At 71.5% G+C, this 11062-nt stretch carries 14 protein-coding genes; 8 read left to right on the top strand and 6 right to left on the bottom strand.

Going from position 1 to position 11062, the window contains the following annotated elements:
• The 5 genes from J1C73_RS32210 to J1C73_RS32190 form a co-directional block, all read right to left on the bottom strand.
• Window positions 1–703 (bottom strand): response regulator transcription factor (locus J1C73_RS32210; RefSeq protein ID WP_207319458.1); only part of this gene is annotated, 703 nt, incomplete at its 3' end.
• A 90-nt stretch (window positions 704–793) separates the two neighbouring features.
• Window positions 794–985 (bottom strand): hypothetical protein, encoded by a 192-nt coding sequence (locus J1C73_RS32205; RefSeq protein WP_124284615.1) that lies wholly within the window; start codon window positions 983–985, stop codon window positions 794–796.
• Between the two features lie 10 nt (window positions 986–995).
• Entirely contained in the window at window positions 996–2138 is a 1143-nt protein-coding gene (locus J1C73_RS32200) for a S1C family serine protease (RefSeq protein ID WP_207319457.1), read from the bottom strand.
• A 172-nt stretch (window positions 2139–2310) separates the two neighbouring features.
• Window positions 2311–3363, bottom strand: coding sequence for a LacI family DNA-binding transcriptional regulator (locus tag J1C73_RS32195; protein ID WP_207319456.1), 1053 nt, complete (start codon window positions 3361–3363; stop codon window positions 2311–2313).
• Window positions 3364–3387: 24 nt separating this feature from the next.
• Window positions 3388–4191, bottom strand: a complete 804-nt coding sequence (locus J1C73_RS32190) for a response regulator transcription factor (RefSeq protein ID WP_207319455.1) — start codon at window positions 4189–4191, stop codon at window positions 3388–3390.
• 302 nt (window positions 4192–4493) lie between these two features.
• Between J1C73_RS32190 and J1C73_RS32185 the strand changes: the two genes are divergently transcribed.
• From J1C73_RS32185 to J1C73_RS32155, 8 genes are all read left to right on the top strand, one after another.
• On the top strand, window positions 4494–5390 hold the full coding sequence (locus J1C73_RS32185; RefSeq protein WP_207319454.1) for an alpha/beta hydrolase family protein: 897 nt from the start codon (window positions 4494–4496) through the stop codon (window positions 5388–5390).
• A gap of 49 nt (window positions 5391–5439) precedes the next feature.
• Window positions 5440–5694, top strand: a complete 255-nt coding sequence (locus J1C73_RS32180; RefSeq protein WP_123460667.1) for a MoaD/ThiS family protein — start codon at window positions 5440–5442, stop codon at window positions 5692–5694.
• Between the two features lie 10 nt (window positions 5695–5704).
• A complete protein-coding gene (locus tag J1C73_RS32175) occupies window positions 5705–7231 on the top strand; it encodes a hypothetical protein (protein WP_207319453.1) in 1527 nt (508 codons plus the stop codon).
• A 183-nt stretch (window positions 7232–7414) separates the two neighbouring features.
• The gene (locus J1C73_RS32170; RefSeq protein WP_207319452.1) at window positions 7415–8104 is read left to right on the top strand and encodes an LmeA family phospholipid-binding protein; all 690 of its coding nucleotides are present in this window, start codon (window positions 7415–7417) and stop codon (window positions 8102–8104) included.
• A gap of 266 nt (window positions 8105–8370) precedes the next feature.
• Window positions 8371–8478, top strand: a complete 108-nt coding sequence (locus J1C73_RS36165; protein WP_353962123.1) for a putative leader peptide — start codon at window positions 8371–8373, stop codon at window positions 8476–8478.
• Window positions 8479–8620: 142 nt separating this feature from the next.
• The gene (locus tag J1C73_RS32165) at window positions 8621–9466 is read left to right on the top strand and encodes a sulfurtransferase (RefSeq protein WP_207319451.1); all 846 of its coding nucleotides are present in this window, start codon (window positions 8621–8623) and stop codon (window positions 9464–9466) included.
• A gap of 101 nt (window positions 9467–9567) precedes the next feature.
• Window positions 9568–9855, top strand: a complete 288-nt coding sequence (locus J1C73_RS32160) for a DUF1416 domain-containing protein (RefSeq protein WP_018490348.1) — start codon at window positions 9568–9570, stop codon at window positions 9853–9855.
• A 233-nt stretch (window positions 9856–10088) separates the two neighbouring features.
• Window positions 10089–10415, top strand: coding sequence for a DUF3099 domain-containing protein (locus J1C73_RS32155; RefSeq protein WP_123460671.1), 327 nt, complete (start codon window positions 10089–10091; stop codon window positions 10413–10415).
• A 13-nt stretch (window positions 10416–10428) separates the two neighbouring features.
• On the opposite strand, the gene J1C73_RS32150 is transcribed toward J1C73_RS32155, so the two are convergent.
• Entirely contained in the window at window positions 10429–10791 is a 363-nt protein-coding gene (locus J1C73_RS32150) for a DsrE family protein (protein ID WP_207319450.1), read from the bottom strand.
• Between the last annotated feature and the right edge of the window lie 271 nt (window positions 10792–11062).

The raw sequence follows: 11062 nt of genomic DNA, 5'->3' as shown, positions 1-11062 counted from the left end.
CGTACCCCACGCCCCGCACCGTCTGGACGAGGCGCGGTTCGCCGCCCGCCTCCGTCTTGCGGCGCAGGTACATCACGTACACGTCCAGGGAGTTGGAGCTCGGCTCGAAGTCGAAGCCCCACACCGCCTTCAGGATCTGCTCGCGGGTCAGCACCTGGCGCGGGTGCGCGAGGAACATCTCCAGCAGGGTGAACTCGGTGCGGGTCAGCTCGACGCGGCGGGTGCCGCGGTTGACCTCGCGGGTGGAGAGGTCCATCCGGAGGTCGGCGAAGGCCAGCACGTTGTTGTCGGGGAGGCCGCCGCCCGCCGCGGCCGCGTACGAAGTGCGGCGCAGCAGCGCCCTGATCCGGGCGAACAGCTCGTCCAGCTCGAAGGGCTTGACCAGGTAGTCGTCGGCGCCCGCGTCGAGTCCGGTGACGCGGTCGCCGACGGTGTCGCGGGCGGTGAGCATCAGGATGGGCGTGGTGGTGCCCGTGGCGCGGATGCGGCGGGCGGCGGTCAGCCCGTCCATCCGCGGCATCTGGATGTCGAGGACGATGAGGTCGGGGGCGTACGTCTCCGACCTGGTGAGGGCGTCGAGCCCGTCGACGGCGACCTCGGTGCCGTATCCCTCGAACGCGAGACTGCGTTGCAGGGCCTCGCGCACGGCGGGCTCGTCGTCGACGATCAGGATGCGCTGCGGATCGTCTTCGGCGGGGCTCATCGCTGCTTCGTCCTCTTCTCGTTCCGTACGGGGGGGCGGGAAGCGGTGCCCCCGCACTTCGGCCGGGCGGTGCGCCCGGCCCTCGGCCTCTCAGCCTCGCACGGCCGTGGCGCGGCGTCGCGCGGCACGGCGTTCTCGGCTGCCGGTGGTACGCAGCTCCGCGGCGCGGGGCGGTCCGTCGGTGTTCCGTTCCGCGGACCGTTCGGCCAGGGACGCGACGAGCGCGAGCGGCAGGGCCAGGCCCGCGGGGCCGGCGGAGAAGGTGTCGTCCGGGTGGTGCATGGTTGTCTCCTCAGGAGCTGTTGCCGGCCCGCAGGGTGCTGAGGTCGGCCTTGAGGGTGTTGACCGGGATGGCGAAGCCGAGACCGACGCTGCCCGCGCCGGAACTGTCGGAACTGCCGGCCGAACTCGCCGAGTACATGGCGGAGTTGATGCCGATGATCTCGCCGTTCATATTGATCAGCGCGCCGCCGGAGTTGCCCGGGTTGAGCGAGGCGTCGGTCTGGAGAGCCTTGTACGTGGTGGTGGAGTCGCCGGTGTCGCCGTTGAACTGCTTTCCGCCGAACTCGAACGGCCACTGCTGTCCGCCGCCCTGTCCCTGGCCCTGGCTCTGGCTGTTGTCGCCTTCCTTGGCGACCGTGACGTCCCGGTCGAGCGCGGACACGATGCCGCTGGTGACGGTGCCGGTCAGGCCCTCGGGCGAGCCGATCGCGACGACCTGGTCGCCGACGGCGACCTTGGAGGAGTCACCGAGCGTGGCCGTCTTCAGCCCGCTCGCGCCCCGGAGCTTGATCAGCGCGAGGTCCTTGGCGGGGTCGGTGCCGACGACATCGGCGGTGTACGTCTTGCCGGTGCTGAGCGTCACTTTGACCGAGGATGCGCCCGCGACGACGTGGTTGTTGGTGACGGTCTCGCCGTCGGACGTGATGATCACGCCGGAGCCGGTGGACTGGCCCGCGGTCGAGGCCGCGCTGATCTCGACGATCGTCGGCGACAGGGCCGCGGCCACACCGGAGACGGTGCCCTTGCTGCTCTGCGAGACGGTGGTGCCCGGGATGACGCTGCTGCTGCTGGTGCTGCCGGTGCCCTGGTCGGTGAGCTGCCCGATCACGGTGGCGGTGCCGCCGCCGACGACCGCCGCCGCGATGGCCACCGCCGCGAGGAGCGCGACCGGGCGGCGGGCCCGGTGCCGGGAGGCGGGCGGCTCCGGCGCGGGCTGCGGCAGCCCGGGGCCCTGGAACCCGTCACCGCCGCCGTGGCCCGCACCGCCGGTGTGCCCGTCGGCCGCTCCGGGGCCGGGCCACACGGTGGTTCCGGGGCCCGCGGCGACCGGCTGCGGGGGCTGGTATGACGGCGGCGGCGGGTAGGCCGCGTCGCCGTTGCCGTACGAGGGGTACATCGGGTACTCGCCGCTCGGGCGCTGGCTCTCTGTCATGTCTACGAGAGTGTCCAGCGAAGATGAGAGGAGCGTGAGGACGCCCTGAGAAGCCCGACAGAACCTCGTATGCCCGATATAAGGACCGGGCCGCACGGCCTGGGCGACGGCCGGGCGGACGGTCCGCGCCGCGGGCCCCGGCGCCTGCGCGCGAGGGACGCGGCTGTCCGGCCTACGCGAGCGGCATCCGGGCCGCCGGAGGCTCGCCGCAGCCGCAGGAGCGCCGGACCACCAGCGCCGAGGGGAACTGCTTCAGCCGCTCCCGCCGCGAGCCGGAGACCCGGAGCGAGTCGTCGAGCACCAGGTCCACGGCCGCCCGCGCCATCGCCGGGCGGTCCGAGAAGACCGTCGTGAGCGGCGGATCGGTCAGTCCGGCTTCCTTCACGTCGTCGAAGCCCGCCACCGCGAGCTCGCCCGGCACATCGATCCGCAGCTCGCGCGCGGCCCGCAGCACCCCGATGGCCTGGTCGTCCGTCGCACAGAAGATCGCCGGGGGACGGTCCGGGCCCGCGAGGAGCTCCAGCGCCACCCGGTAGGCGTCGTAACGGTTGTACGGGGCCTGGAAGAGCCGGCCCTGTGTCGAGCGCCCCGACTCGTGCATCGCCCGGCGCCAGCCCTCGACGTGGTCGGCGACCGGGTCGCCGACCACCGGGGTCGACTCCACGCCGCCGAGGCACGCCACGTACTCGTTGCCGTGTTCCAGCAGGTGACGGGTGGCCAGCTGGGCGCCGCCGACATCGTCCGTGACGACCGCGACGTCGTCGATCGCCTCGGGCCGCTCGTGCAGCAGCACGACCCGGGCGTCCCACGCCTCGATCTCGGCGGCGGCCCGCTCGCTGGGGCCCTGGCTGACCAGGATCAGCCCGGAGACCCGCATGCCGAGGAAGGCCCGCAGATAGTGGACCTCGCGCTCGTCGCGGTAGTCGGAGTTGCCGACGAGCACCATTTTTCCGCGCTCGGCGGCGGCCTGTTCGACCGCGTGTGCCATCTCCGCGAAGAAGGGCTGCCGCGCGTCCGGCACGATCATCCCTATGAGGTCGGTCCGCCGCGAGGCCATCGCCTGGGCGACCCGGTCGGGCCGGTAGCCCAGCTCCTTGATCGCGGCGAGTACCCGCTCGCGCGTGGCCGGGGCAACCGGCCTGGGTCCGTTGTTGATGACGTAGCTGACGACCGCTGTCGACGTCCCCGCCAGTCTCGCCACATCGTCCCGCGTCACCTTGGCCACGCGCGGCAGTCTACGCGGATGGACCTACCTCTTGGCAGGCCGGACCGGGGCTTCTTCCGAGCCCTCGATCGCCTCCGGCTGCTCCGAACGGGTGAGGGTTTCGGCGGCTGCCTTCGCGGCGGCCGCCTTGGCCTCCTCGGCGGCGGCCCGCTCCACCTTCTCCGGTGCGACGAAGCGGTAGCCCACGTTGCGGACGGTGCCGATGAGCGACTCGTGCTCGGGGCCGAGCTTGGCGCGCAGCCGCCGGACGTGAACGTCGACCGTCCGCGTGCCGCCGAAGTAGTCGTAGCCCCAGACCTCCTGGAGCAGCTGGGCACGGGTGAAGACCCGGCCCGGGTGCTGCGCCAGATACTTGATCAGTTCGAATTCCTTGAAGGTCAGGTCCAGGACCCGGCCCTTGAGCTTGGCGCTGTACGTCGCCTCGTCGACCGAGAGATCGCCGTTGCGGATCTCCATCGGGGAGTCGTCGGAGGTGATCTGCTGCCGGCCGGTGGCCAGCCGCAGCCGCGCCTCGACCTCGGCGGGCCCCGCCGTGTCCAGCAGTACGTCGTCGATCCCCCAGTCCGCGGTGACGGCCGCGAGGCCGCCCTCCGTGACGACGAGGATCAGCGGACAGCCGGGTCCGGTGGACCGCAGCAGCTGACAGAGCGAGCGCACCTGAGGCAGGTCGCGCCGTCCGTCGATGAGGATGACGTCGGCACCTGGGGTGTCGACGAGAGCGGGGCCCTCGGCGGGCGCCACCCGCACGCTGTGCAGCAGGAGGCCGAGGGCGGGAAGCACCTCCGTCGACGGTTGGAGGGCATTCGTCAGGAGCAGCAGTGAACTCATCGCCGCCCACCTGCCTGGGTCGTCGGTCGATGATCGTGCACGGTTGGCTCGCCCATTACGTCGGTCCTCCTCGTTCCCTGCGAGAGGGGCACTCCCGGGCGGGGCCCGGGGGAGTATGCGGCACTGCTTCGTACGCTTATTCGTGTTGTCCCGTACGACGTTTCGTCATACGGGTTTTACGGGTGCGGCCCCGCGCCCAGGGCCGCTGAGCTTGTTGAAACGTCGCCGTAACAACGCGCGAAAAGCACAAAAGGACCCGGGGGCTGCATTGCCCGGATCCTCTTCCGAGCAGAATAGCCCACATGAGTTCTGTGTCCGAGGGGCGATTTCGGAGTTCCTCTGTTCCCTTGATCACGCGCGGGCGGTCGCGGACCGCATTGCGGGCCGATGACGGGGTCCGGATCGAGGCGGTGTACGACCCGTGTACGGGGGATGACGGCGCACTCGCGGAGACGGGCGAGGCCGGTACGGCGATCGTCGTCGCGCACGGTTTCACCGGTTCGGCGGACCGCCCCGCGGTGCGGCGTGCCGTGGAGGTGTTCTCCCAGCGTGCGGCGGTGATCACGTTCTCGTTCCGGGGGCACGGCGGCTCCGGCGGACGGTCCACGGTGGGCGACCGCGAGGTGCTGGACCTGGCGGCCGCGGTGGCCTGGGCGCGGTCGCTCGGGCACCGGCGCGTCGTTACGGTCGGGTTCTCCATGGGCGGTTCCGTGGTGCTCCGGCACGGGGCGCTGTATACCGATCCCGCGGCGGAGGGCGAGGGTGGCCGGTCCGTTCCGGCGCGCGAGGGGCGCACAGAAGCGCGTGCGGGGGCGTACGCCGATGCGGTGGTCTCCGTGAGCGCCCCGGCGCGTTGGTACTACCGGGGTACGGCCCCGATGCGTCGCCTGCACTGGATGGTCACCCGGCCCACCGGCCGGCTGGTCGGGCGGTACGGCCTCCGGACCAGGATCGACCGCAACGACTGGGACCCGGTCCCGCTCTCCCCGGTCGCGGCGGTCCCGCGGATCGCCCCGGCGCCGCTGCTGCTCGTGCACGGCGACAGGGACCCGTACTTCCCGCTCGACCACCCGCGGATGCTGGCCGACGCGGCGGACGGGGCCGCTGAGCTGTGGCTGGAGCGCGGCATGGGACACGCGGAGAACGCGGCGGACGAGGCCCTGCTCACCCGCATCGCCGACTGGGCGACGGGCCGATGACGCGGTGACCGATGATAGACAGCCGACGCGAGACGAGAGGAGCGCCGCCATGCCCGCGGGAACGATCCGTTACTGGGCAGCCGCCAAGGCCGCTGCCGGAACGGCGCAGGAGCCGTACACCGCTGCGACGCTCAAGGAGGCGCTCGACGCGGTGCGCGACCAGCACCCCGGCGAGCTGACCCGAGTGCTGCAAAGGTGTTCGTTCCTCATCGACGGTGACCCCGTCGGGACCCGGAGCCATGAGACCGTACGCCTTGCCGAGGGCGGCACGGTCGAGGTGCTCCCGCCGTTCGCAGGAGGGTGAACCGCAGAACATGAGCAGCAGCGATCAGCAGCAGCCGTACCCGAATCAGCCGCAGCAGCCGTACGGCCAGGAGCCGCAGCCCCCGCAGCAGCCGTACCCCGATCCGTCCGGTCCGTCGTACGGCGGTCAGCCGTACGGGGACCAGCCGTACGGGGACCCGGGCTACCCGGATCCCGCGTACGGGCAGCAGCAGCAGCCCTACGGCGGTCAGCCGTACGGCGAACCGTCCTACGGGCAGCAGGCTCCCTACCCGGGCGACGCGGCCCCGTACGCGCCGCAGGGCACGTACGAACCGCAGCAGGCCGCACAGCAGCCGTACCAGGCCGCGCACCCCACCCACCAGGCCGTACAGCAGCCGTACGGGCCCCAGCAGGCTCCGCAGCCCCAGCAGGCTCCTCAGTCCCACCAGGCTCCGCAGCCCCAGCAGGCTCCTCAGCCCCACCAGGCTCCGCAGGCCCAGCAGGCTCCGCAGCCGCAGGCCGGGGACGACTGGCCGGCCGGGGAGCAGGGCGTCGCGCAGACCTGGGAGGGCCAGACCTGGGACACCCAGTACCAGCCCACCCTCCGGCCGAGGCAGCAGCCCGCGCAGCCGGTGCGGGCCGCCGAGCCCGTCCGGCCCGCCGCCGGCACCGCCTCTCCGTCGCCCCGGGGCGCATCCGGCGGGTACCCGCTGCCCCCGGAGGTCCCGGCGGCTTTCGCCGCTCCCGCGTCGGCCGCCGCCTCCGCGGACGCCGCGCAGGACGACGGATACAGCGCGCCCACCACTCTGGGCAACAGCCGCGTCACCGACGCCCAGCGCGCCCGCGCCGAGGGCCGTTCGCCGATCATCGCGCCCGGTATGCAGCCGGCCGCGATCACCGCGGGGCTCGGGCTGCTGCTCGCGCTCGGTGCGGCCATCGGCTCGTACGCCCTGGTCGTCCCGCTGGTGCTGCTCCAGGCGGTGACCGCGGCCGGGTGGTTCCGGCTCAACGGCATGTGGCCGGCCCGGCAGGGCATCGCGCTCGCGTTCGCCGGCGGCCTCGTCGCCGATGTGGTGCTGCTGGCCGCGGGCCGGGAGAACGGACCGGCCGCGATCCTCGGCACGCTCGGCGTCTGGGTGCTGCTCACCGTCGTCCTCCAGCTGCGCAGCCGGGCGGGCGCCGACGAGCGGATGCAGGGGCTGATGGCCACCGTCGCCTCGGCCGCGCTCGCGGTGCTGGCCGCCGGGCACCTCGCGGCGGTCCCGGACGCCGTGACGGTCGGCGGGGTCGCCGTCGCCCTCGCGGTGCTCGCACGGGCGCTGCCGCTGCCGGGACCGGCCTCCGTCGTGGCGGCCCTGGTCGTCGCCGCGGGCGCCGGTGCCGCGGCGGGTGCCGTCACCGATCTGGGGGCGAAGGGTGCGCTGCTCGGCCTCGCCGCCGGTGGCTGTGCGCTGATCGGGCTGCGGGTGGCCAGCTATGACTACCCGTCACGCTTCGTGCACATGACCGCCGGAGTGGCGCTGCCGCTCACCGCGGCCGCGCCCGCCGTGTACCTGATCGGCCGCGCGATCTCGTAGACCGTCACGCGATACCCGCCACACGAAACCCGTCACGCCTCATGCGTCACAGGGATGCCGAAGCCCTCCACGGGGAACCGATGGGGGGCTTCTGCTCGTCGATCACCCGGGGTGTGATGTGCGGCCGCAGTAGGCTCACGGGCGCCAGGGGGCCGAACGGACGCGGGTGGGAGAGGGACAGGCATGCGTGCACTGCGAATACTGCTGGTCATGGTGGTGGTTCTGGCCGGTGTGTTCATCGCCGTTGACCGCGCGGCGGTGTATTTCGCCGAGTCCCAGGTAGCGGACCGGGTCCGGGTCTCCGGTACGGAGATCGGCTCGACGGACGTCTCCATCAAGGGCTTTCCGTTCCTGACCCAGCTCGCCGGATCGGAGCTGGACGAGATCGACGTGAAGATCACCGGCGTCGAGACCAGCGCGAACGGCCGCAAGCTCCGCATCAGCAGGATGAACGCCGAACTGCACCGGATCCGGCTGACCAACGGTTTCTCCGGCGCCACCGCCGCACGGGCGACCGGGACGGCCGTCGTCTCGTACGCGGACCTTACCAAGGCGGCCAGCGAGGACGTCGCCGTCGAGTACGGCGGCAACGGCAAGGTGAAGGTGACCGGCGCGGTCGACATCCTCGGCCGCACGATCTCGCGCAGCGTCCTGTCCACCGTCACCCTGGTCGACGGCCACACCGTCCGGGTGCACGCCGACAAGGTGCCGGGCGAGGGAATCCCCGGACTCGAGGGCATGGTGCGCGAGAAGGCCGACTTCGAGCGGGAGGTCGGCGGACTGCCGAACGGCCTGAAGCTGGAGAAGATCCAGCCGACCGCCGCAGGTCTGGAGATCTCGGTGACCGGCACCGACATCTCGCTCGCGGGATAGCTCCCGCCGCGACCGGCTGCGTCACACACCCGCAGGCCCGCCCCGCGCGCCCGTCCCGCAGGCCCGTGTCACACACCCGCACGTCACAGGCGCGCCACATACTGAGACGGTCGCGTCCGTTCCCTAGATGCCCGACGGGTGCGGCGGTCCGGGGGACGGCCCCGGAGCGCGCGCAATTACCCTCCTGTCCCGCATGGTGGACGATCGTGTCTCAATATGCGACACAACGGTGACATTCCCGCCCGTACGTCCCTACGATCGGTCCCATGCAGTGCTCTATTAGCGGTCTCCCGCAGCGGGGACGGGCGGATCTCACGAAGCGGCGGGCAGTGGACCTGTGCCGCGTCGCCGCCATGCTCTGTCGCACTGTCTGAGCGGGATCCCTCGATTTCCCGCATTCCCGGCCCGCCGACCGTTCGTCGGGGCCATCCCGATGCCTCTGTGCACGCGCCGAACCGGCTTCCGTACATCCGCATCCGCACCATCTCGCCGCAGACTGCCCCGGAGGAGAACACAATGAGCCGCAGTGACGTCCTGGTAGACGCCGACTGGGTCGAGGCCCACATCGACGACCCGAAGGTTGCCATCGTCGAGGTCGACGAGGACACCTCCGCGTACGAGAAGAACCACATCAAGAACGCGATCCGGATCGACTGGACCAAGGACCTCCAGGACCCGGTCCGCCGTGACTTCATCGACCAGGCGGGCTTCGAGGAGCTGCTGTCCGGCAAGGGCATCGGCAACGACACCACGGTCGTCCTGTACGGCGGCAACAACAACTGGTTCGCGTCCTACGCGTTCTGGTACTTCAAGCTCTACGGCCACCAGGACGTCCGCCTGCTCGACGGCGGCCGCAAGAAGTGGGAGCTCGACTCCCGCGACCTGGTCGACGGCGACCAGATCCCGTCCCGCCCGGCCGCCCAGTACAAGGCCCAGCCGCAGGACGAGTCGATCCGCGCCTACCGCGACGACGTCGTGAAGGCGATCGGCACCCAGAACCTGGTCGACGTGCGGTCGCCCGACGAGTTCAGCGGCAAGCTGCTCGCGCCGGCCCACCTCCCGCAGGAGCAGTCGCAGCGCCCCGGCCACGTGCCGAGCGCCCGCAACATCCCGTGGTCGAAGAACGCCAACGACGACGGCACCTTCAAGTCGGACGACGAGCTGAAGGCCCTCTACGAGGCCGAGCAGGTCGACCTGGCGAAGGACACCATCGCCTACTGCCGCATCGGTGAGCGCTCCGCGCTCACCTGGTTCGTGCTGCACCAGCTGCTCGGCCAGGAGAACGTCAGGAACTACGACGGCTCGTGGACCGAGTACGGCTCCCTCGTGGGCGTGCCGATCGAGCTCGGCGCCAACAAGTAGTCCCGCGCGCGACTCGGCAGGTCTTCGGACCTGCCGACCGGCACGAGCCGGACCGGCACGACCCAGACCGGCACGACCCTCGATCAGAAGGACAGAACACCATGTGTGGAGCAAAGGCCGGCGGCCCCGACGCTTCGACGATCAAGCCCGGTGAGACCACCATCCAGGGCAGCGTGACCCGTGACGGCGAGCCCGTCACCGGCTACGTCCGCCTGCTCGACTCGACCGGTGAGTTCACCGCGGAGGTCCCGACCTCGGCGACCGGACAGTTCCGCTTCTACGCGGCCGAGGGCACCTGGACGCTGCGCGCCCTCGTCCCCGGCGGCAGCGCCGACCGCACGGTCGTGGCACAGACGGGTGGCCTCTCCGAGGTGGCCATCGCCGTCTAGGTCGTGTTTTAGAAGTCCCGTCTGTCTCGCGTGGTCCGGGCGGCCGACGCTACTCCTAAAACACTCCCTAGGAGCTGCCACACCGCTCCGCGGATGACGAACCGGCCGAAGGGCCGTACCCCAGGGGGTTGGACGCCCTACTGAACCGGGGTACGGCCCTTCGTGCCGTTCGGGCCGCTGCCCCGTGAGGTCCAGGACCGGCTGGGCAAGCCGATCGGGCCTACGCTGGATTTATGTACGCCCGACGCCGTCGCGCATATTTTCTGATGATGGGCGGATGTCTCGTCCTCTTCGTCTCGGCCTGGGCCTTCGTGAGGCTCTGGTCGATTCCCGCCGCCATCAGCATGTGTGTGATCGCCATGGTCATCCCGCCCGTCGCGGCGATCGTGGCCAACCGGAAGGGCCCGGAGGACCGCTGGTGGGACGATCCGCCGCCGGGCCCCCGGGATCGGCCGGGCAAGCAGGGCCCCCGGGACCGGCCGGGCAAAGTGAATCCCACCGGCGACCCGGAGTCCGACGACTGGTGGGACGAACTCGACGGCAAGAAGCGCCGCCGGTGAGGGACCGGCTCCGTCAGTAGACGAGGGCCTGGACGCCGTCGGCCATGATCTCGCTGACGAAGACCTGGGCGCCGGCGATCCGTACGCCTTCCAGGATGTCCTGCTCGGTGATGTCGCGGCGGGCCGCGCACTGGGTGCAGAGCGTGATCAGGCCGCCCGCCTGAATCGACTCGATCAGATCCGGCAGCGGCGCCGAATGCGGCAGTTCGAACTCGGCGGCCCGCCCCGGCAGCGCGAACCAGGCGGATTCCCCGGTCAGCCACAGCGAGACCTCCACGCCGCTGGCGACGGCGACCGCCGCCACCGTGAACGCCTGCGAGCAGCGCTCGGCGGAGTCGGCACCTGCGGTCACCTTGATCACGAGCTTCTTCGGCATATGCCGAACTGTAATCCTCGCCCGCACAACCTCGGCGGTGAGTGGCGGGTCAGTTGGATGCGCAGGTGACGGAATCTGCGCCTCAGGTCTCGTGGGGGGACCCATTTTGAATCCGAAAGACACCAGTCCCGACGGGCCGGCCGAGCCGTCCGTCCGGGACGGGGCAGTGGTTCCGGCGGTTGTGGCAGCGCCTCTTGCGGACGCGCCCGCCGGGGAGACGCGCGTCCCGGACCCCGGCGCGGTGAAACGGCGCCCGCGCGGGCGTACGGCT

The organism is Streptomyces laculatispora (assembly GCF_017353455.1).
Taxonomy (GTDB): Bacteria; Actinomycetota; Actinomycetes; order Streptomycetales; family Streptomycetaceae; genus Streptomyces; species Streptomyces laculatispora.
Note: the sequence above shows the minus strand (reverse complement) of the source record. Positions and strands in the feature narration are given on the sequence as shown.